This window comes from Rhizobium tropici CIAT 899 (genome assembly GCF_000330885.1).
GTDB classification, from domain to species: Bacteria; Pseudomonadota; Alphaproteobacteria; order Rhizobiales; family Rhizobiaceae; genus Rhizobium; species Rhizobium tropici.
Window position 1 is genome coordinate 1 of sequence record NC_020061.1, and the last position, 20,191, is coordinate 20,191.

The window sequence follows — 20,191 nt, forward strand, 5'->3', positions numbered from 1 at the left end:
GCTGCAAAAAGCTGATGCTGTTTGGAGACCGCAGCAAGGTGAGATCCTGGCTTGTGGTCTCCCGAGTATCGCCGATAAGCTATCAATCTAAAGTGGGGTCGCTGAAAACAGCATATTCGAAGGGCCGTAACCTCGGATGCAAAGAGCTGTGTAGCCTTCTGAACGAAATCATCCGGACATCCGCGCCGGCGGAACAACGGCGCTGGAGACGCTGCTTTCGGCCGCGGGGTTCGCGGAGTGGTTTATTGATCGCAAGTTACGATCGGCTGCTTGTCGGCTGTCAGTTGTTAAGCCTGTACGGCGATCCACCGTTTTGTCGACATCCCTACATTTGCACGCGCGAACCCAAAGATATCCAGCGTCGACAGCTCTTTTTACCGCAACTCGGACAACAGCCGAAGAACTCGTGTTCGAAATTCATCAATGCGACCGTACGTGCCGATAACATCATGAGTCTTGCTATTGCACCAAGATGGGGTTTGAGGGCTATGCTAGTCTCATAGACGTTCCGCTTCTGGATGTGACACCCTTCGACCGGGCCAAGAAGTTGGGCGCTGCGCCTTTGGCACAGGCCGAGATCTCGCAATTTAAGAGCAGGTGGCCCCGAGGCGCTTTTGAGCCCGTTGCCGCCGCTCCGGTCAATTGGCCTCAGAGCGGTCTGACGTTTTCCGCCTTTAACTTGCCGGTCTTCCGATCCTGACCGAGATCGTAGGAAACGGACTGTCCCTCTCTGAGATAATCGCCATATTGCAGGGCGGTGACATGCACGAAAACGTCGCCTCCTCCGCTTTCCGGCGTGATGAAACCAAAGCCTTTATCGGCGTTGAAGAACTTAACCTTGCCAGTTGGCATAACAATCCTCGTGTCTTCGCAGTTTAGGCAGCAAACTAACGACCAGCCACAGCAAGAATCAAGCCAGTCTGCTTCCGCCGAGTGATGTCGCGCTCTTTGGATAGAGTGGACGAAAGGCCGTGCCCCAGCCGTTGTTTCTATCACTCTGGCTCCGGCAGGTTTAAGGTGTAACGCGTATGTCGGCGTTCACCGCTGCGGTTCATTGCCCCCTTCTCCACCATATCATGAAGGTCTCGAGTCGCCGTTGCCCGGGAAGCCCCTGTGATCGAGATGTAATTTTCCGCGCTCAGGCCACCTTTGAAGCCTTCAATCCCTTCGCGGAACATGCGGGAGATCGCCTTGGCGATTGTTGAACTGGTCGCGGAACCGTTCATAGAACTTTGCCTTGCGGATATAAAACGCAACGCGCGTGAGAGTCGTCTGCTGCGCATCGAGAATGGTTTGCAAGAAGTAGAGTAGATGAGCCTTTCGATTATATCGAGCTTACGCTGATTTGTTTCGAGCTCTCCGTAATAAGCCTTGCGGCTCCTTTTGATCGTATATGCAAGCGAGATCAGGCTCGGTTGCCCGATGTTTTGCGCGAGCGACTTTTGAGGGCCGAACAAGCAGCCCAGCAGGTCGCCGCGCTGAAGAAAGATCGTGACGAGCCGGCATACCATCATGCGGGTTCGAGACGAGAAACCACCTCGGTCGTTGGCAGAAGGAACAATGATGACCGGCTACACCATTGAACCGGACGGGCGTCAGGTGGAGGAGGAAATCCACCTTGGCGGGGTTGGCCGAACAGGTCGTGGCAAGCACGGATTGGAAGGAGATCTCCGCCGGGAAAGGAAGCTCGCGGGGCAAAAAGCGCGGGCGCTCCCTTATGAATCAGCTAGTCAAGGACGAACTAACCCGAAGCGATGTGCCTCGTCCAACAGCGCCCTAACGGAAGAGGGCTGCCACCTCCTGCCACCACGCGCCGGCCGTTCCCCCATCTGATCCAGTTGCGCGGCAATGTCGCGCAGCGACAAACTGGGGTCGGCGATGGTGATCGCGGCGACCAACTTCATCAAATGATCTTCGGGCGCGCGGCGCGGTGAGCGGGCCAGCAGCTCTGGCTCTGCAAGCTTCTCACGAACCATCCGATGCACCGCGCGGCGTAATCGTTGGACCGTCCAGTGATGACCGCGACGGTTAAGGACGCGCACGACGTTGTCCCAACTATGCTGTGGCCTGAGCTGCCTCACGGTCGGCAGCCAGGTCTGTGCCGACGAAATCAGTTCGTCGAGATAAAGTTTCTCGCGTGCTTTCGACACCGCCTTGATCGCCTCCGGTCGGCGCTCGCGCAGACCGGGATTTCCGGGAAGCTTCCCTCTGGCTTTCGCAGCCTTGATGCCAGCTTTGGTTCGTTCGGCGATCAGGGCGCGCTCAAGCTGGGCGACGGCGCCGAGCACCTGCAAGGAAAACATTCCCTGCGGCGTGGACGTATCGATCGGATCGCGCAGCGAGCGGAAATGAACTCCGCGCTTTTCGAGGTCTTCAATCACGTGAAGCAGATGGCTGACTGATCGGGCCAAGCGATCGAGACGAACGACGACTAGCACGTCGCCAGAGGTGAGATCCTTCAGCACTTTGGTGAGCACCGGTCTTGTGCGGGATAACCCGGATCCGTGCTCCTGATGAATGCGATCGCAGCCGGCGGCGCGCAACTCATCGACCTGGGCATCGTTGAGCTGATCGTCAGTCGAAACCCGGGCGTATCCGATCAGCCGGGGCCGCGGAGAGGGGGAGCTGGCGATTGCAACCTGGGGCATTCGTTCTGGCTCTTTTTTGATGGCCTTTGTACAGATAATGAATGCATGAGAAAATGGGGATTTGCAAGCGTGTTTTATGACAAAAATGGGAGGCGATAGAGAGCGTTCTATGACGTGAGGCAGGCATCGACCCATCGCCGCCCGAGAACGCACGTCAGCGGGCATCTATGGCGAAAACGCAGGGAAATCGGCTATTTCGGAAGAGGTCGCTCCGGCTCCGGCTTTTTGATGAGGTTCTGACGCCGAGAGGCGGTCGGGGAGGGGAAGAGCTCGACCGGTTCAGCACGCGTTATTTCCGCTCAATCAGGCAGAATTTCCAGCGACCCAAAATGAAAAGCCCTCAAGGGGCCCGGATTTGCGGCTTTTCCGCCAATTCTCACGGACAAATACGCTATCTCTTGCCGCCAAAAACCATCACCTATCGATACGCAGTACTTATCGGAAGTGATTGCCCATCCACGGCGCCGTCCCGAGTGACGGAAGCAATGGCTTAAATAGCTTCTGTTCTGGAAAAGAACAACGTTAATTCATATGGGTAACGAGATGGAAACGGCCAACATTCCCGGATAAAAGGGGTACGTGGGTGTCGCTTTTAGCTAAGAATTTCATTGATATGCAGATGGTAGGGAGGGGAGGTTCCGGGCGTGGGGAGTTGTGTAGCCTCGATGGTTTCTGGAACGATCAGATTTTGTACCGCCTCTGACCAGATAAGTATTGCTCTATCGGGATCACAAGGCCTCCTAAGTGGCGCGGCAGGGCGTAACGAGGCGAGATAAGACGCCACGTTGCGCCCGTTTGCGCGCCAATTATACCAGTGATTTCGGCGCTTAAACGGCCGCATTTCGACGTTTTTGGCGCCCTCCCTCTGCATGTCGCGGGCTATGGCTTTGGCCACCTCGCGGTCGCTGAAAGTGAGGCCGATCGGCTTTCCGTTCTGATAAATTTCATGCATGTCAGGTCCTTTCTAAGGGCGGAATGCCCGACGCGTGGAAAATATAAGATGAGTTACATTTGTCGCCGTCCCTGATTCAGCGTCCGAACCTGCTCCTCAAGATGCTCGGTTGCCGTCGTCGCGGCTCATGCGGTCGCGTTGCAGACCGGCGGCCATCAACTCCCATGAGGACGGTGGCTTGGCGGCTCCGGCACTAGCTCGGTGATGAAAGAAAGATGCGCCGTTTCCATTGGCTGCGCCACCACTTAGCAATTCCGATTTTCATCCCAATCGGCGGTGGAACATGCACTTTTCATCGCCGCGCCCATCAAAGGACGGTACCGAAAGTTCTTTACCATTGAACTGCGTCAGCGCGAGCAGGGCGGTCTTGGCGTCAAGCTCGAGGTGCATCGGACAACTGCGCACGGCCACGGGTACGTGAAGAAAAACCAAGGGAAGCAAGCGAATTGACCCTGTTGCAGTTACCGGTTGCACTCGATAATCTGCCCCCAACTTGGGTTGGGGAAGATCATGAAACGGATGATACTGGCGGCTGCAGCCGCCCTTTTTGCGACCGGCGCCAATGCTATGATGGCCCAGGATTTGGCGCGCGACTGCAAGAGCAGCATCACACTTGCCGGAAATTACGTCATGGGCTTCATGGAGAAATGGCGCGAGGATGAGATTGTATTCGATAGCGTCGTTAAGATGGGCATGAAGGACGAGCAAATGCTCGGGATCGCTCGGGAGAGCATTCTCGGGAAATTCTGCATCCCGAAGGGCGCCAATGTCGCCCGCGCCATCGTGATTGGCTGCGACTGGGTGACGACGCATCCCGAGAAGGGAACCTGGCCGGCCGAGCGTTCGTTGATGGCTCCCTATAAAGCTGCATGGCCTTGCGACCAATGACCAAGACCGCGACTATCCAATCCCATGTGAGCGTAAATTCCGTGATCTGGATCACGTCCCTGCATGAGAGCGAGCACGGGGTGACCCTCCGCGTCCTCGAAGATTTGGAACCCTTGTTGCAGGCCAACCAGATCTTCTTCATGAAATTTGAGCCGAAGAGCGCCGCTGATCTTCTGGGATTCTTGGATTATGTGGCGAAGGTGGTTGAAGACGGCCTGCTGCCGATCATCCATTTCGATACCCATGGCGATGAGGACATGGGTATTCATATCGTCGCCTCGAACGAGGATTGCAGCTGGGCCGAGATCACAGAGAGACTGCGCGCGATCAACATAGCCACGGCCAATAACCTGTGCGTCATCTCGCTGGCCTGTTTCAGCTTTCATCTCGTGAAAGAAATTCATGTCACGACCCGCGCGCCATTCTACATATTGGCCGCGCCCCAAAACAAAGTTACGGCAGGCGATGCGGAGGATTCTGTGGTCCGGTTTTACCGGCACGTCTTCGAGAAGAGCGAGCTTATCGGTGCGTTCCGAGCAGTCCTGAAAGACAAGCTGCTCCTCATGCATAGCGAGGAGCTGCTGTTCACGTCGCTAGTGCGTTACGTCCGTGCATTTTGCATGGGCAAGGGCGTTCAGAAGAGGGTTGATGAGCACCTCACCGAGGCACGGAATCTGGGCTACCTGACCAATGGTTCGGATATCGCGTCCTTCCGCAAGGCGGTCAAAGCCAATCTTTTGGCAGACCAGTCGCTTGTTGACCGATTTGTGGAGATGTTCCTGCTTGGCCGTCCGGTCGGCTATGACATCGAGGCCGTGAAGAAGGCCGCACGGGCTCTGCCAGATCCCTACGCGGACGGGAAGCGGAAGCGGCCGACCGTGGCCGATAGCATTAAGGGCATGACGCTGCCGCCATTGAAGTGACGACGCGCCCGCTCGATTTATTCCGCGCCAGGGTTGTATAGGCACGATTCGTAAAGGTTGAGAGAGTACAGATGACTGTCGCGAATTTGTTCGGCGGGGGCTTCATGTATCAGCTTATTCTTACCGTCATCCTCGTAATCGTTGAAGTCCTTCGGTACTCGCCGAAGGTTCGCTGGGCGGTCGCAATCATTTCCATTTTGACCATTGCCGGAAGCTTCTATGTCGTCTTCTATTTGGCAACAAGCCACGTGTTCGTGCAAGGCTATGAATATAAGCCGCACGACCTTCAGCCGGGCATCACTATAGGGGTCGTCTTCGCCCTGTTCATGCTCGTGATGGTCGCTTTCAGCGTGATCGACCGTGATAAGCTCAAGGCAATCGTAGATCGTGACAGCGACGACCAGCTTCTCAGGGCGTGGGCATCCAGCTTCACTCCCTTGCTCGACGCGCAGTCTGGAGGCGCGGGCGGCGATGCCAAGATGGCGCCGCAAACCGAAAGCGCTGCCAAGTCCGACGACGACATTATTCAGGGCATCAAAGCGAACCTCCGTCAGCTGATCGAATACTACATCATGAACAAAAGTCAGGCGCGCAGGAGTTACACTGCCAGCCTGACCGCCATCGTTGCCGGTTTCGGGACGATCATTGGGGGTACGTGGTGGGCGTTCTCCTCGGGCCGAAGCGATGGGACGGCATATATCGTTCCCTTAGCGGGTGTACTGCTTCAATTCATCGGCGGAGGCTATTTCTATCTCTATAACCGAAGCCTGATTCAGCTTAATTTCTTCTTCTCCCGTCTGGCGCAAATGCAGGACACGCTTTTGGCAATCCATCTTGCCGAGTCCTTGCCAGAGGGAAAGGAAAGGGCGAAGGCCGTGGACAGGCTGATATTCATTGTAGCGGAACGCAGCACGACCGCGCCCGCTTACCTTCCGGACCCAGCGGCAAAGAAGCCAGCGGCAAGGCGCACCAGAACGCAACCCGAGCCAGCCGCCGAGTAGCGCGACCGACTACGCGTAATGCTTGCCAGCGTGATGAAGCTGCACGTCGCACCTTTGCATAAGCGCGGCACGCCTTTGACGACGCCGACCACTGCTCTCCCTCGATCGAGCGAGCCGACATTGATGTTCGATCTTGAAATCGTTTTGGCAAAGAGACGTTTCAGTGAAATCGTTAGCGGAAAATCGCCCTTCATTTATCGGCTAAACCTAACAGACATATGAAGTTTTCCCATTTGAAATAACAAAGTAGAAGCCACACTTTTCGAGCCGGCATTGAGTTGGCGCGTCTCGACGAGCGCATCGCCCGCTCCGCGGTCGGACAGGGGTGGATCGAACGGTCGCACTTTGCCGACGCCTGCGCCTCGCTGTGGATCGACGGCGAACTTGTTCACCTCGAAGACCTCGTCCTCCACGACGACACCCGCGATATTCGCACACCCACCCATGAACTGACAATCGCCCGCGACGCGTTGCGCACCCGGCGACGCATTGCCGCGCAACCACCGGTCTGGGCACTGTCGCCCGACGGCATTCGCACGCTCAGGCAAACCTCGGATGTGACATCGGTCAGGGCCGATGATGCTGAGTCGGGCGCCGCCGCCAAGCGGCCTGTCGCTGTCGAGCCGATAGGGGAGGGGGACGATGCTGACGACGCCAAAGATCTGCCTGGCGTCGATTATGCCGCCATTGATGCGCTGCTGGCCCGGTCCGAGGCGGCGATCGAGAACGCACGGTCCGGACGGGCCGGCGCGCAAGAAAAAGATCCCATGATCTACGATCTCGATTGGGACGAGGACGCGCGGCTGGGCGAGTGGCGCAACGTGTTGCGGCAGACCGATGATCTGCCGGCGGTGCTGCAGGCGATTGTCGCCCTCGATGCCTGGAACGAGATTGCGGTGCTGCAGCACGCGCCCTGGCTTGGACGACTGTTGGCCGCCTCGATCCTCCGCCAGGCCGGTGTCACCACGGCCGCACATCTCGCAGCCATCAATCTCGGACTAAAAACCATTCCCGTCGATCGGCGCCGACATCGCGATCGAGAAACCCGGCTGCTCGCCATCGCCCATGGACTGGTCGCGGCCGCCGAGATCGGGCTGAAAGAGCATGATCGGCTGACGCTGGTGAAAACGATGATGGACCGAAAACTGGACGGGCGCCGGACGTCGTCAAAACTGCCGGAGCTGGTCGAGCTGGTGATGGCGAAACCGCTGGTGTCGGCTAAGATGGTCGTAACGACGCTGGGCGTCACGCCGCAGGCGGCGCGGCGGATCGTTGGCGAGCTCGGATTGCGCGAGATGACGGGGCGGGGGAGGTTTCGCGCCTGGAGCGTCCTGTGAATTAGCCGAATACATTCTTCTAGCTTGACCATGTTAATTTTTTCCTCCACAAATGAGGTAGAGAACATTAACATGAGTAGGCGGCATGGAAAATATCAGCCCAAAGACAATCACTGATCCTGAGATTGGCGACCTTTACCTTGCTCGTCTGGAACTTGAGCGTGAGAAATTGATCGCGGCAGGTCATCACGCACTTGCTGCTGCTGCGACTGCCTCACCACTGCATCCCACCAATGCCGCCGGCATGTTCGCGTATATGGACGGAGTGAAGGGCCTTCGAGCCGAAAACCTCGGTGGAAATTGGGAGATCTTTAGCGAGGAAGGTGTGGAAGGCATCCGCAATGACGTCCTCAAGCTTCGAGTTCTCTTTGTAAATGTCAATCAAGCCTGCCGCAAAGCGGATCCTAGAGCGCGGTCTCGAAAAGGCGCTGGCTCCGAGCGCGTGGCTTGTGGCGATATGTTTGAAGCTGCCGGTATCGACCTCCCTATCAGCGTGGTCAAGTTTCATGGAGACCACAAAACATATTACCTGATGGTCGATCAGTTTGGCGCAATGGAACTCAGCTTACCTGTGGTGAAGAATGGCCAATTCCTTCGCTGTATCGATCGCGTATTTTTGATTGAGGGTGGCGATCTGGACGCGGTCGATTTTGGCATCAATGAACCGACCAACGATCCGGATCTGGATATCGTCGTCAGTCGAAAATAAAGCCGAACAATCATGTTCAATGGAAAGAGACTCAGCCTCGCCAGGAAAAGGCAGAAGCTGACAGCGAAGGAACTCGCAGAAAAGGCCGGCGTATCGCCGGTCACAATCACGCGGCTTGAAACCGGTCAGAACCAGGCGGATTCTGGAACACTTGAGAAGCTCGCAGAGGTTCTCGGTTATCCCGTGCAGTTTTTCTTCAAGGAGGACCCCGCACTCCTTTCAGCAGAAATCGTCAGCTTTCGCAGCCTGTCGAGCATGACCGCGAAAGAACGAAACGCTGCCCTTTCGGCCGGCGATAACGGGGTCGAAGTCTATGAGTGGCTTGAAAATCGATACAATCTACCGGCGTTGGATTTGCCGCATTTCGACCCGGAATTGACACCTGAAGCTGCCGCCGATGCTCTCCGCCAGCACTGGGGCCTCAGTTACCAACCCATCGCAAACATGATGAAACTGATGGAGGCCAAAGGCATCCGCGTCCTGGGGCTAGAAGAAACCACCGCAAATGTCGATGCATTCTCGTTCTGGCAAAATGACAAAGCGTATGTGTTTCTGAATTCGTTCAAATCGGCGGAGCGTAGTATTTTTGATGCGGCTCACGAACTGGGCCATTTGGTCCTGCACAGGCATGGCCAAACCTCAGGCGCGGACGAAGATACACGCACGGCCGAGGTGGAGGCAAACCGCTTCGCTTCCGCCTTTCTAATGCCGGAGGAAGACGTCAGGGTCAGAATGCCCCGTCTTATAACGGCTGATCTCATTTTACGGGCGAAGAAAAGGTGGCGCGTCTCGGCAATGGCGCTGGCATACCGACTGGCACATCTTACCAGACCCATGCTCTCCGAATGGCAATACCGTTCCATATGTATCGAGCTTGGGAAACGCGGTTATCGCACGAGCGAGCCTGATGGCATCCCCAGGGAAACGTCTGTGCTATGGGGGAAGGTTTTATCCCAGCTTTGGGCGGAGCGGAAAAGTCTCGTGGACGTTGCCGATGAGCTATCGCTTCCAATGACTGAGGTCGAACGACTTTTATTTTGTATTCTGCCCCAGCACGGTACCGACAATGAGGGTGGTGAAGTCCGACGCTCAAAGCTCAGTATCGTGAAATAGACGTCAAGATTGAGTGGACGCGATGACCAGGGATCACACGAGTCATGGCAAATGGTCCGAAGCTGGGGTGCCCAAAAAGGGATGGTCATGTGTCGGGATCGAGGATTTGGGTGAGCCTTCCCAGCTTTGCGAAATGTGCGAAAGCGTCACCATCCGCTACGTCCATTATATGGAGCACGGCCAGACCACGGAAGCATTGGCCGTTGACTGCGTCTGTGCCGAACATATGGAAGAGGACTATGTCCGTCCGAAAGAACGGGAGAGGGGATTAAGGAGCCTCGCCAAACGCCGTAGGACATGGGCCGAGCGCTCATGGAAACGTTCGGCCAAGGGCAATGATTACATCAACACCGAAGGGTATAATCTGACGGTATTCCCTAAAAATGCAGGCTTTGGCGTGGTGGTGACGAACCGCAAGAACGGTGCGACCCGCAGCGGCAACAAGGAATTCGCATCCGTGGAAGAGGCAAGGGCAGGGGCGTTGAGCGCGCTGGTCTGGGCCAAGACGCATTTGCAGTCAGAGTGAGGAAGCATGACGGAGACCACCGAGGAAGAGCGACCGATCACCGTGCCCAGCATTGGTATTTCAGTCCAAGGCATGGAAGAAAAAGCAGGCGAGAAGCTCGCCTATTGCGTCGGCGATTATGTGCGGGAGTTGAGCCGTTACATCAATCTCGAGCGGCTGGACGGCATCACCATCGCCGTCGATTACAAGGAAGCGCTTCTCGCACTCGATAGAGGATATGAGACGGACCACCGCCTAACGCCCAGCTCCGAGCTGGTCGAAGGCGTTGCGATGGCGCCGAGCGTCATCCGTGACGGTATTCTCAAATCGCATTTGGTACTGAACGCTGCCTATATCTATTCACTGCCGGACGAGAAAGATGAGCACTATGCCCATTCCCTGCATCTGCTCGCTCATGAATGCGCACATGTCGAACTCGCCATGACGACTGACAAGGCGTTCCCCGATACGCTGCTGAAAAAAATCTACGATGATGCCGCAGATGCCTGCGAAGGGCAGGCCGAAAACGCCTGCTGGGATGAGTATGCGGCTTGCCGCATCGCAGCCCCGTTCGGCCGAGATCCTCTGCAGGATTACACCAATGCATTCATCACCCATCTCGAGGAGACGATGAACCGGGCAAACGAATGTATCCGACGCTATCGCACCGATCACGACCATGACCGAATACTCTCCGAGGTCCTGCGGTATTACCAGAACCTGATGACGAGCGGCAGTTATCTGCTCGGCCATATGGACGGTCACGGCTTGACGATAGACGATGTGCCTGCGGTTCGCAGGGCGCTGGGAGGGCATTGGTTCGCGCCGTTTTTCGAAAGGCTGCGCACCGCGCTAAGAGAACTGTGGGCCAGGTACGGGCAATGGGAAGATCGAAGCGAATTCGCACCGATCGGCGAGATCATCATCGATGTGCTGGGCGAGGGTGGCTTCTTCTTCCAATGGGATGAGCACGGCAATTGCGGCTTCCGCATTCCGTTCACGTTCGCCACGATGTAGGAACGGCCATATAAAGACACGGGTGCTCTCCAGTACCAGGCTGACGGTACGGAAAAGGCTGCTGCGGTCCAGTTCGCCTCTCTCGACAAAGGTTTGGCGCTGACGGCTGCCGACTTCCTGATTATCGCATAGTCGCATCGCATTCCGCCGAACCATTTGGCGGTGGGATTATCCTCCGGATAGCTATTTGACTCCACATGTACCGGTGGCAACCAGGAAGAATCGCATGAATGATGATCAGCCCCAGATAAATGAAGCATGGCTGCAATGGATGAGGGATTTCCGCATGGCTCGGCGAAGCTCGCGGACGTGGACAGCTTCGATGCGCCGGAAGGCGAAGAGCCCGAACTGCTGTTCGTGAAATTCGCGCTGTTCGCCCGTGCCCTGACATTGTTCGACACGGCATTGTTGCTCGCTGAGCATGACAAGGTGCTCGATGTGCGCAGTACCTGCCGCAAGGTCGTCGAATGCGCGATCCATATGGATGCAGCGTGCCGCAAGCCTGACTATTTGCAGGCGCTCAAGGATGACGAAGCCACGAGTAAATGGTCGAGAGCCAAGGCGTTAAAGGACATGCAGACGGACCTTGATGCCGGCTCGCATAAGCTGCTGCAGGAATTCCTGAATGACAAGAAGGGCGCGCAGCTCAAGCCGAGTGACCTGAGCAAGGACAGCCAGTTCCCGCGCATGGCGCACATGTATCGTGAGATCTCGGCCGACACGGCACATGTCACCTACAGCTCGCTATTACGGCATCGTTCGTTCCTGCCGGACGGGACCGCATTGTTCAGCCTCGATCCTCTGCTGGAGGAAGACGAGCTGCAGGAGACGCTGAACATACTCGGCCTCTCCGTTTTGCTGTGCGTCTTCAGCCTTGTGCGCATGATACTCACCATGGTGGGCGACGAAGCATTCTATAACCTGCATGCCCGCTATAAGGTGCTTGCCGCCGGCGGGCAGGCGCAGCTGGGTGAAACCGCATGAGGTGAGGGGAGAGAGGGGCTAATATGGATACGAGCGACACGCCGCGACAAGAGGTGCCTGCCTCCACGCTTCCGCAGATTCAGGTGACGGTACAGGGCATCACCAACCAGTACGGCGCCGAATGCCTCGGGCAGCAGATGTTCCACATTCTGCGCGAGGTCGGGGAATATATCGATATCAGCGCGCTCGACGGTGTGACCGTAGCGGTCGATTACGACGAGGCGCTGCGCGACCTCGATCGGGGCGTCGAAGGGCTGGCGCCGTTGAGCCGCACCAATGACGAGGGCCTGGCCGGCGTCGGAAAGAGTGTCGTGGTCATGCGTGGCGACGCCGTGAAGACACATATCGTTTTGTCCGCGGGTCCGGTATGCCCGATTGTGCTCGAGGGGGCCGATCGCGATGAAGAGGATTTCCGCACGGCCATTGCCATCATCGCCCATGAATGCGCACATGTCGAAGAAATCGCCTTTCGCGAGGACCAATTCCCGGCATCCATTTTCGTCCGCCGACCGGGCATTTCATCAGCGATCACGAGCAGCACTTCGCCGAAGCCTGCCGGGGTGAATATGCGGTCTGCCGTTTGTCGGCGGGGTTCGCGGTCAACGAGGAAGCCCGTTTCCGCGACAATTTGGCCGTTCGGTTGAAGGATTGCCGCGGCAGGGCGCACGATGCCATCCGGTCCTATCGCCTGCATGGCAATGTGGTGCGGGTCTTTCAGGAAGTCGGTATTGTCATTCTTGAGCCCTTGCGGATCGCATCCTACCTGTTCGGCCATCTGGACGGGATGAACGAATCCGACAACCTCTGCGAGGTGGCGCCAGAATTGCCGACCGAGGATCAGGCTTTGGTCAGGGCGATCGGCCGGCTGGTGGAGCAGCTGCGCGGCCTATGGGATACGCGTGGTGAGTGGCCGAGCTATGATGCGCTGATCGATGTCGGGGCGGTCGGTTACCGGCTTTTTGAGGAATTCGGCGTGCATGCGCAGCCGCAACCTGACGGGCAGGCCTATATCAATGTCCCTTTCACAGTGGATACGATGCCGGCAGGGTCTGCACAGGCCGATATGTTGCGCGCCCTCATGGGCGGCTACAGAAGCTAGGCCGGTATGATGAGTCATCATGGCTGATTGACATATGATTATATATAAAATTGTTCAGTGATACAGATCTGTATATCAGAGTTGCGCTGCCTTACGGAATTGTCTATATATTATCCTGTATATCTCCCATCATGCGATACAGGATAATGATCGTGGCATATAAAACAGAGCATATAACACAGCAGTTACGCGCTGCCCGGGAAGGACAGAAAGTAAGCCAGCGTGAGCTGAGCGCTCGTTCGGGCCTGACGCAGAGCCATATTTCCCAGATCGAGCGGGGTACAATGGAGCCTGGGCTCGGCAGCTTGGTGGATGTGGCGCGCGCGCTCGACCTCGAGATCGTCCTTGCGCCGAAGAAGCTGATGCCGGCGATCCGCAACATCCTCGAAAGTAGTTCGGCGTCGAATGACGTCCTCACATCTGACCAACGCAAACTGGTCGCGCGTCTCGAGCGATCGTCTGCGCAGTACGGGTATGGGGTCGGGACGAGTGCCGACGCGGACGCGTTCAAGGATAGCCTGGGCCTCCTACGCCATCTGCCACTGACTCCCGACGAGCTGGACATCCTCAGGCGGGCAGCCAACCGCCTTGAAAATTCTCAGACCGACAAGATGTCACGTCAGGAAATGGGTGCGATCGTTCGCGAGATAAGGCAACTGCGCAACGCCGCGGTGCATCGCGACCGGGATGACGCAATCCCGCGCTCGGCCTACGCGCTGGATGAGGAGGACGATGATGCCTAAGGTCACGGTACTCGATGTCAGGCTAAACGGAGAACCGGTCGCGACCCTGACGAACCTGCAGGACGGGCGCACCATCTTCGCATTCAACGAGGACTATATCGAAAACGAAAAGCGGCCGACACTCAGCTTGTCCTTCAAGGACCCGTTCGGCGCCCTGATTACGAAGTTCCGCCCATATAACATGGTGGTCCCACCCTTCTTCTCGAACCTGTTGCCGGAAGGGCCGCTGCGAAAATACCTCGCCGAGCGTGCTGGCGTAAAACAGACGCGGGAATTCTTCCTGCTCTGGATGCTCGGTCGTGATCTGCCCGGTGCAGTGACGGTCCATCCCACCGTGGGTGATGACCTGCCGCCCGATGACGAGCAGGCTTCTGTCGAAGCGCGACCGAATGCATTGCGCTTTTCGTTGGCCGGTGTGCAGCTGAAATTCTCGGCCTTCAAGAACACCACGAAGGGAGGCGGCCTGACTATTCCGGCCGAGGGTACCGGTGGATCATGGATCGTGAAGCTGCCCTCCCAGCAGTATAGCGGCGTGCCGGAGAACGAATTCTCCATGATGACCATCGCCGCGATGATGGGCATGGACGTGCCGGAGATCCAGCTGGTCGAGCTGGATGCGGTGAGCGGCCTGCCACAGGGGGTAGGAGAACTGCACGGGCAGGCGCTCGCCATTAGGCGTTTCGACCGTACGCCGGAGGGTCCGGTGCATATCGAGGATTTTGCGCAGGTGTTTGGCGTGAAGCCGGATGACAAGTACAGCAAGGGCAATTACCGGATGATCGCCCGCGTCCTCGGCATCGAGACGAGCACGGCCGACGTGGCGGAGTTCATCCGCCGGTTGGTCTTCAGCACACTGATCGGCAATGGCGACATGCATCTGAAGAACTGGTCGCTGATCTACCCCGATCGCCGTACCCCTGCGCTCTCGCCGGCTTACGACCTGCTATCGACAATCCCCTATATCGAGGGAGAGGATACGGCCGCGCTTAACTTTTCACGCACGAAAAGAATGGCGGAGCTATCGAAGGACGAGCTTGCACATCTGGCCGCCAAGTCGGCGCTGTCCGAAAAGCTGGTCCTCGACACAGCACGCGAGACGGTCGGACGGTTTATGGATGTGTGGAAAAACGAGAAAAACAACCTGCCGATGGCCGCGAAGGTGCGCGAGACTATCGATGCACATCTGCCCACAATCGAGCTGTATCGGGAATTCAACGAAGCTACCTAGAAAAAGGTCATCATCGGAAGATGATGCCCCACCGCCAAGGATGAAATCATAGATCTATATAGGGTGCATTTTCCGGAGATTTTCGCTACTGGAACAATGTGAATCCTGGAACGACTTCACCATCGGCAAGGTCATGGACCACCGCTACCGTATGCCTTGCGCGGGTTAGGGCAACATAGAGTTTTGCACGGGTTTCGGCTTTCAACGCCGATTGGGCGCTCTTCAGCCAGTCCATCATTTCATTCGTCGGATAGATAATGACGCGGTCAAAACCGAGTCCCTTGGATCGTCCGAATGTAAGCGACGGCAGTTCTACAGATGCGACCTTAACGGCGGAACTCCATCGCAGCTGTACCGGTCGTCCGGTCTTGAGATAGCGTGGCAGATCGTTACGTCGGACGATGTGGAGACCCGCATCACCAGGGACCGGCTGCCTGCAGTCGACGCATTTACATGCAGTCGCAGCCGCCAACTTTGGATAGAGCTTCGACGATAGTTCACAGATAGCGGTGCTATTTCGGTGCGATGTCATGAGGCTGGTCACATCAATATCGCAGGTAACCTTTCGGGGAAGTTCCGCCCGAATGAAGTCGGCAATGCCGCCATCCCTGTACTTCTTAAGGCGAGCCTCCAGATGGGTCACATAGGTGACCTGACGGGGATCACCCACCATGACGACGTTGACGGGGCTTTGGAAGAGCGCCGCCAAAATGTCGAGGTCGTGGCCTGCCAGATCCTGCACCTCATCTACGAAAATAAAGTGATAGATACGGGAAAGCCGCTCGATGACAGCGCCGTCCGATGCCTCGTTGCACCGTATCATCAGCCTCGACAATTTGTCTGAATAGACGCGATTTCGACGGTCGAAGTAGCAGCGTCTGAAATCTTCCTCACCCCAATACATGGGACGGCCTTGCCGGTCGCGCCCGCGCAAACCGGATCTCTGCGAAACTAGAAGCATGCCAGCGACATCCCAATCGAACAGCTTGCCTTGAAAGGGCTTGATGCCGTGCTCGATCAGCAGACTGAACCAGGTCTGGATATGCACGTTGCCCGGAACCGAGCCATTGATTTCGAAAAATTTGCGCCGGATCTCTTTTTCGTTCGATTCCGTGTAGGTGGTGATGAGGACCCGTTTTTGTTCAACGGCAAGCGCCTGCCTGACGAGGTAGGTGGTCTTCCCCGAGCCTGCCGCAGCAATGACGAGCTTATTCGGCCCCATCATTTGGCGATCGCATCCAGAATATATTTCGGATAACTGATTTTCGTCTTCGCCGAGAAAATCGCCAGCGCGCATTCGGTCTTGTTGTTCTTCATATAACGATGAAGGTTATCGAGATCATGCTTGGTACCGAACAGCGTGTTGAAGGTCTCGACGCTATTGGATTTGACCAGTTTCGGCTCAAGGGTGTTATAGTTGAAAGGCTTGCCGCCGAGGACCAGGTCGCCCTTATCCACCACAGGATCATAGCAGATTGTGATATGATCGACGTCCTTGTATTTGGCGTACTTCTTTTCAAGCGCAGCAGTATCCCCGTCGTTGTCGGTTGCGACCACGACGGGGATTTTCAGCGCCGTCGCCAGTTCGAGAAAACGCAGGAACGAAAGCCCGACCGAGATGACATCGATCTCGTCGTCGATCGGCAATTTTCCCCCGTTGGTATCCATGTAGGCCCGTTGGACGACCAGCTCGTCCGCATCGCCCTCTACAAGGATCGACTTCTGCGACAACACGAGACGCAGCGTGTCATAGCCAGGCAGCTTATGGAAGAAGTCGCTCGCGTCCAGATCCTCGATCCGTGTGACCTTCGCTTCCCGTAACAGGATCAGGTGGTCCAGTCCTAGTTTGTTCGCGACGAAGCTGCTATGCGTGGTGATGATGACCTGCTTGCCGCTATTGTCGGTGCTGATATCGCTGATGAGCTGGTTGAGCTTCGAGTGCGAGAGGTGGTTTTCCGGTTCCTCGATCAGCAATACGGTCGCTTCGCTGTTCTTTTTGCTGCTCAGCGCGAGTCGCGTTTTGACGATGCACTGCTCGCCCTTGCCGATATAGTGGAAGGGCACATCCTCGATATAAGTCATGAGGCTGTTTTCCCAGGCATTATGAGACGACATATCGACCGAGATGCTGACCTTTTTTCGGCTGATCTTCGCCGCTTCCGCCAATCTTTCATTAATGGCGCCGACATTGCCGTCGGCCTTGAAGGCGTCTTTCAGCTTGCGGTGGGCTTGGGATATCGCAACACGTTCCTTGTCGTCCAAAAACTCTCTGACGATGCGGGAGATGTACATATCCGAACCGCTCTGCACACGCGTGCTTGTTGAATCGATGAGGGCCGATTTAATGGGAATGGTGCGAGGCATCGCCGGTTGGCGGGAGAATTCCGACCATTGCACCTGATAGAATTCCAAGGGTATCGAGTTGATCTCCCTGTTCTTCAGCAACTCGGTATAGGCACCGTCATATTTCTTGTCGAACTCGATCGAGAAGAGAAGGCCGCGAGCCTTGTCGTTTTTCTCGGAATTCCCGTTTCCGCGCAGGTCTTCCAACGCGTCGCTATCACCGCCGAAAAACAGCTCGATCTGGATCTCCGGCGGATCGAGAGGTTGTTTCGCGGCGATGCTGTCCAGATACGCCCGCTCGACCTTCCGGTTAAAAAGATAGGGAGATAATTCGTTGCGCAGGTATTTCCCGTTCAGCATACCCGTCAGGCATAGATGGATAGCTTCGAGCAGCGTGGATTTTCCGGCTTCGTTGTTGCCGACGATGATGTTGACGCCCCGATTGAAATCGGCTGCGAACCAGCCTTCGAAACACTTGAAGTTCTTTATCTTGACCTTCTCGATGTACATCGACTTCCCTATTTCCAGCGAGGCAAGAATTTCCAAATTGACACAGCTTCGGCGCGAACAATACGTTGCAAATGTAGGGTGACGCGAATCATCGGTGCGACGTCTCGGTGCGATGGTTTTACTATCGACAGGTGCGACGGGGGAGGCCTTGAATGTGGGCAGATAATGAGACTGAAAAAGACTTCCTTAATTTTTCGGGAGTGGCCGACACCGTAGCGGAAATCATCGTCCAGGCGCGGGGGCGCCCAATTTCAATCGGTGTCTCGGGATCATGGGGCATTGGAAAATCCTCCATGATAAAACTGACCCAAGCATCCCTCGCTAACCGAGAGAGGAAAGAAGGCGAGAAGGACTTCGTCTTCGTCGAATTCAATGCTTGGCTTTACCAAGGTTATGACGACGCTCGCGCCGCATTGATGGACGTCATCGCGACGAAGCTAGAGCAGGAAGCAAGAGCGCGCGAAAGAGGAGTAGACAAGGCCAAGGCGCTCATCAAGCGCGTGAACTGGCTGCGTGCAATGAAGCTCGCTGCCGGTTCGGCGATAGCGGTGTCGATGGGACTTCCTCCAACTGGGCTCATCGGCGAAGTGTGGGGGCTGGGGCAGCGGTTTCTAGGTGGTTCCGTCGACCAAAAACTAATCGAAGACGCCAAATCGAAAGCGGGTGAGGTGGCAAGTGCTGCCTCCGGGCTTCTCAATCCGGCAGAGGAAACCTCACCACCTAAGGAAATCCAAGCCCTCAGGGATAATTTCGAGGAGACCCTTGAGGAGCTTGGGGTAACTCTTGTCGTGTTGATCGACGACCTTGACCGTTGCCTCCCCGAGACGACGATCTCGACCCTTGAGGCCATACGGCTGTTCCTGTTTCTGAAAAATACGGCATTCGTCATCGCGGCCGACAACGACATGATCAAACACGCCGTCCGCAAGCATTTCGAAGGCGTTCCCGACGATCTACTTGTAACGAGCTACTTCGACAAATTGATCCAGGTGCCTATCCGCGTTCCTCCCTTGGGAACGCAGGAAGTCCGCGCGTACATGATGTTGCTCTACATCGAAAACAGCGACTTGAAGGACGACGTAAAGGAAAAACTGCGGGTTGGGATAATCGATCAGTTGCGAAAGACGTGGCAGGGCGCGCGCGTCGACAAGGCATATGTAACGGGACTGCACGAGAACATACCGGCAGATCTTATCGGACGTTTTGATACGGCTGAAAGGCTTGCGCCTATCATGACGACTGCCTCGGGCATCGTCGGTAATCCCCGACTGATCAAGCGTTTCCTGAATGCACTTTCTATCCGCATGGCGATCTCCAATGCTCAGGGCGTCGGCGTGGATGAGGCGGTCCTCGCCAAGCTTCTCCTGTTCGAACGTCTCGGTAGCCCGTTGGCTTACGCCGAACTATTGAAGGCCGTTAGCCAAGACGATGACGGCAAACCCAGATTCCTGAAGGATTGGGAAGAAGCGGCCACAGAGGGAAAAGACCTAAACCTTGCCGCGCCCTGGGATGCTCCTTTCTCGAGGGAATGGCTGGCTTTGCCTCCGCCGCTACACGATGCGAAGTTGTTGGGCGCTTTGTATGTGAGCCGCGAGCACGCGCCGCTCATAACGCCCGGTGACCGTTTAACGACCGAAGCGGCCGAAATATTGACCGCAATGCTCACCCACCCTGAAATGGCTGCGGCCCTGGTCGACAAATTGGCACGCGTGTCGCGCGTAGAAACCTCGATCATTATGGATCGTCTCCTGGACCGTGCTCATCAAGAACAAGAATGGGGAGTTCCAGCTATCCTGGAAGCCTGCCTCGCGGTTGCGAAAGCCGATCCTCAGCAAGGACTACGATTGGCGGCATTTCTGAACGATCGTCCACCGGCGCAGATTACTCCGGGGATCGTTCCGAAAATCGGAGACCAACCTTGGGCGGACGGCGTTTTCGAGAAATGGAAGCGCACGGGCGTGCCGCTGGTGGTCAAAAGAGCGATTGAGAAGGCCGAACAATAATGGGGACATCTCAATCAAGTAACGGACCCAAGGGAGGCGTCCACATGGTGCCCGCGTGGACCCCCGCGCCACCGGCGGAAGATCCGCCTTCCGGTGATCAACCACCGGACGCGCCGCCAGACCCCGCTCCAGATCTAAATCCGCCGGAGCAGGAGCCGGTAGATGCCGCTCCCAACAAACCCGTTGCG

Annotated in this window: 18 protein-coding genes and 3 pseudogenes; 15 read left to right on the top strand and 6 right to left on the bottom strand. The window is 56.5% G+C overall.

The window, feature by feature from the left end; genetic code table 11:
- Nucleotides 1-114: 114 nt before the first annotated feature.
- Nucleotides 115-700 (top strand): annotated as a pseudogene (locus tag RTCIAT899_RS34115) (GNAT family N-acetyltransferase).
- On the opposite strand, the gene RTCIAT899_RS19650 reads toward RTCIAT899_RS34115, so the two are convergent.
- From RTCIAT899_RS19650 to RTCIAT899_RS33150, 4 genes and pseudogenes are all read right to left on the bottom strand, one after another.
- Nucleotides 649-852, bottom strand: coding sequence for a cold-shock protein (locus RTCIAT899_RS19650; protein WP_004119863.1), 204 nt, complete (start codon nt 850-852; stop codon nt 649-651). The pseudogene RTCIAT899_RS34115 and the gene RTCIAT899_RS19650 sit on opposite strands and share 52 nt — an antisense overlap.
- A 140-nt stretch (nt 853-992) precedes the next feature.
- A pseudogene (locus RTCIAT899_RS19655) lies at nt 993-1,445 on the bottom strand (Fic family protein); the annotation flags it as partial.
- A gap of 285 nt (nt 1,446-1,730) precedes the next feature.
- Nucleotides 1,731-2,648, bottom strand: coding sequence for a recombinase family protein (locus RTCIAT899_RS19660; protein WP_004119867.1), 918 nt, complete (start codon nt 2,646-2,648; stop codon nt 1,731-1,733).
- A gap of 592 nt (nt 2,649-3,240) precedes the next feature.
- The gene (locus RTCIAT899_RS33150; protein ID WP_028755196.1) at nt 3,241-3,600 is read right to left on the bottom strand and encodes a hypothetical protein; all 360 of its coding nucleotides are present in this window, start codon (nt 3,598-3,600) and stop codon (nt 3,241-3,243) included.
- Nucleotides 3,601-4,110: 510 nt separating this feature from the next.
- On the opposite strand from RTCIAT899_RS33150, the gene RTCIAT899_RS19670 reads away from it, so the two are divergent.
- From RTCIAT899_RS19670 to RTCIAT899_RS19730, 13 genes and pseudogenes are all read left to right on the top strand, one after another.
- Nucleotides 4,111-4,488, top strand: coding sequence for a Rap1a/Tai family immunity protein (locus RTCIAT899_RS19670; RefSeq protein WP_004119872.1), 378 nt, complete (start codon nt 4,111-4,113; stop codon nt 4,486-4,488).
- Entirely contained in the window at nt 4,485-5,411 is a 927-nt protein-coding gene (locus RTCIAT899_RS19675) for a hypothetical protein (protein ID WP_004119873.1), read from the top strand. The genes RTCIAT899_RS19670 and RTCIAT899_RS19675 overlap by 4 nt, the downstream gene beginning before the upstream one ends.
- Before the next feature lie 71 nt (nt 5,412-5,482).
- A complete protein-coding gene (locus RTCIAT899_RS19680) occupies nt 5,483-6,412 on the top strand; it encodes a TRADD-N-associated membrane domain-containing protein (protein WP_004119876.1) in 930 nt (309 codons plus the stop codon).
- Nucleotides 6,413-6,672: 260 nt separating this feature from the next.
- A pseudogene (locus RTCIAT899_RS19685) lies at nt 6,673-7,749 on the top strand (RHE_PE00001 family protein); the annotation flags it as partial.
- A gap of 85 nt (nt 7,750-7,834) precedes the next feature.
- Complete coding sequence (locus tag RTCIAT899_RS19690; protein ID WP_004119881.1) at nt 7,835-8,458, top strand: hypothetical protein; 624 nt, start codon at nt 7,835-7,837, stop codon at nt 8,456-8,458.
- Nucleotides 8,459-8,470: 12 nt separating this feature from the next.
- A complete protein-coding gene (locus RTCIAT899_RS19695) occupies nt 8,471-9,571 on the top strand; it encodes a helix-turn-helix domain-containing protein (RefSeq protein ID WP_004119883.1) in 1,101 nt (366 codons plus the stop codon).
- Between the two features lie 22 nt (nt 9,572-9,593).
- A complete protein-coding gene (locus tag RTCIAT899_RS19700) occupies nt 9,594-10,097 on the top strand; it encodes a hypothetical protein (protein WP_004119886.1) in 504 nt (167 codons plus the stop codon).
- Between the two features lie 6 nt (nt 10,098-10,103).
- The gene (locus tag RTCIAT899_RS19705) at nt 10,104-11,093 is read left to right on the top strand and encodes a hypothetical protein (RefSeq protein ID WP_004119888.1); all 990 of its coding nucleotides are present in this window, start codon (nt 10,104-10,106) and stop codon (nt 11,091-11,093) included.
- Between the two features lie 258 nt (nt 11,094-11,351).
- Nucleotides 11,352-12,077 (top strand): DUF5677 domain-containing protein, encoded by a 726-nt coding sequence (locus RTCIAT899_RS19710; protein ID WP_240535450.1) that lies wholly within the window; start codon nt 11,352-11,354, stop codon nt 12,075-12,077.
- 23 nt (nt 12,078-12,100) lie between these two features.
- A complete protein-coding gene (locus tag RTCIAT899_RS19715) occupies nt 12,101-12,721 on the top strand; it encodes a hypothetical protein (RefSeq protein ID WP_004119892.1) in 621 nt (206 codons plus the stop codon).
- Entirely contained in the window at nt 12,718-13,176 is a 459-nt protein-coding gene (locus RTCIAT899_RS19720; protein ID WP_240535451.1) for a hypothetical protein, read from the top strand. Before RTCIAT899_RS19715 ends, RTCIAT899_RS19720 begins: the two co-directional genes overlap by 4 nt.
- 152 nt (nt 13,177-13,328) lie before the next feature.
- The gene (locus tag RTCIAT899_RS19725) at nt 13,329-13,919 is read left to right on the top strand and encodes a helix-turn-helix domain-containing protein (RefSeq protein ID WP_015341966.1); all 591 of its coding nucleotides are present in this window, start codon (nt 13,329-13,331) and stop codon (nt 13,917-13,919) included.
- The gene (locus RTCIAT899_RS19730; RefSeq protein WP_004119898.1) at nt 13,912-15,147 is read left to right on the top strand and encodes a type II toxin-antitoxin system HipA family toxin; all 1,236 of its coding nucleotides are present in this window, start codon (nt 13,912-13,914) and stop codon (nt 15,145-15,147) included. Before RTCIAT899_RS19725 ends, RTCIAT899_RS19730 begins: the two co-directional genes overlap by 8 nt.
- Nucleotides 15,148-15,232: 85 nt before the next feature.
- Here the strand turns inward: RTCIAT899_RS19730 and RTCIAT899_RS19735 are convergent, their stop codons facing one another.
- Both RTCIAT899_RS19735 and RTCIAT899_RS19740 read right to left on the bottom strand, forming a co-directional pair.
- Nucleotides 15,233-16,372, bottom strand: coding sequence for a UvrD-helicase domain-containing protein (locus RTCIAT899_RS19735; protein WP_004119901.1), 1,140 nt, complete (start codon nt 16,370-16,372; stop codon nt 15,233-15,235).
- On the bottom strand, nt 16,369-18,000 hold the full coding sequence (locus RTCIAT899_RS19740; protein ID WP_004119902.1) for an ATP-dependent nuclease: 1,632 nt from the start codon (nt 17,998-18,000) through the stop codon (nt 16,369-16,371). The genes RTCIAT899_RS19735 and RTCIAT899_RS19740 overlap by 4 nt, the downstream gene beginning before the upstream one ends.
- Before the next feature lie 152 nt (nt 18,001-18,152).
- Here RTCIAT899_RS19740 and RTCIAT899_RS19745 point away from each other — a divergent pair, with 152 nt between their 5' ends.
- Nucleotides 18,153-20,003: a KAP family P-loop NTPase fold protein gene (locus RTCIAT899_RS19745; RefSeq protein WP_004119903.1), complete on the top strand. Its 1,851-nt coding sequence runs from the start codon at nt 18,153-18,155 to the stop codon at nt 20,001-20,003.
- Nucleotides 20,004-20,191 lie beyond the last annotated feature (188 nt).

Excerpts from the sequence above, each read along its gene's own strand:
- RTCIAT899_RS19650 (WP_004119863.1), bottom strand. The coding sequence starts at position 852 with ATGCCAACTGGCAAGGTTAAGTTCTTCAACGCCGATAAAGGCTTTGGT.
- RTCIAT899_RS19660 (WP_004119867.1), bottom strand. The coding sequence starts at position 2,648 with ATGCCCCAGGTTGCAATCGCCAGCTCCCCCTCTCCGCGGCCCCGGCTG.
- RTCIAT899_RS33150 (WP_028755196.1), bottom strand. The coding sequence starts at position 3,600 with ATGCATGAAATTTATCAGAACGGAAAGCCGATCGGCCTCACTTTCAGC.
- RTCIAT899_RS19670 (WP_004119872.1), top strand. The coding sequence starts at position 4,111 with ATGAAACGGATGATACTGGCGGCTGCAGCCGCCCTTTTTGCGACCGGC.
- RTCIAT899_RS19675 (WP_004119873.1), top strand. The coding sequence starts at position 4,485 with ATGACCAAGACCGCGACTATCCAATCCCATGTGAGCGTAAATTCCGTG.
- RTCIAT899_RS19680 (WP_004119876.1), top strand. The coding sequence starts at position 5,483 with ATGACTGTCGCGAATTTGTTCGGCGGGGGCTTCATGTATCAGCTTATT.
- RTCIAT899_RS19690 (WP_004119881.1), top strand. The coding sequence starts at position 7,835 with ATGGAAAATATCAGCCCAAAGACAATCACTGATCCTGAGATTGGCGAC.
- RTCIAT899_RS19695 (WP_004119883.1), top strand. The coding sequence starts at position 8,471 with ATGTTCAATGGAAAGAGACTCAGCCTCGCCAGGAAAAGGCAGAAGCTG.
- RTCIAT899_RS19700 (WP_004119886.1), top strand. The coding sequence starts at position 9,594 with ATGACCAGGGATCACACGAGTCATGGCAAATGGTCCGAAGCTGGGGTG.
- RTCIAT899_RS19705 (WP_004119888.1), top strand. The coding sequence starts at position 10,104 with ATGACGGAGACCACCGAGGAAGAGCGACCGATCACCGTGCCCAGCATT.
- RTCIAT899_RS19710 (WP_240535450.1), top strand. The coding sequence starts at position 11,352 with ATGGCTGCAATGGATGAGGGATTTCCGCATGGCTCGGCGAAGCTCGCG.
- RTCIAT899_RS19715 (WP_004119892.1), top strand. The coding sequence starts at position 12,101 with ATGGATACGAGCGACACGCCGCGACAAGAGGTGCCTGCCTCCACGCTT.
- RTCIAT899_RS19730 (WP_004119898.1), top strand. The coding sequence starts at position 13,912 with ATGCCTAAGGTCACGGTACTCGATGTCAGGCTAAACGGAGAACCGGTC.
- RTCIAT899_RS19735 (WP_004119901.1), bottom strand. The coding sequence starts at position 16,372 with ATGATGGGGCCGAATAAGCTCGTCATTGCTGCGGCAGGCTCGGGGAAG.
- RTCIAT899_RS19740 (WP_004119902.1), bottom strand. The coding sequence starts at position 18,000 with ATGTACATCGAGAAGGTCAAGATAAAGAACTTCAAGTGTTTCGAAGGC.
- RTCIAT899_RS19745 (WP_004119903.1), top strand. The coding sequence starts at position 18,153 with ATGTGGGCAGATAATGAGACTGAAAAAGACTTCCTTAATTTTTCGGGA.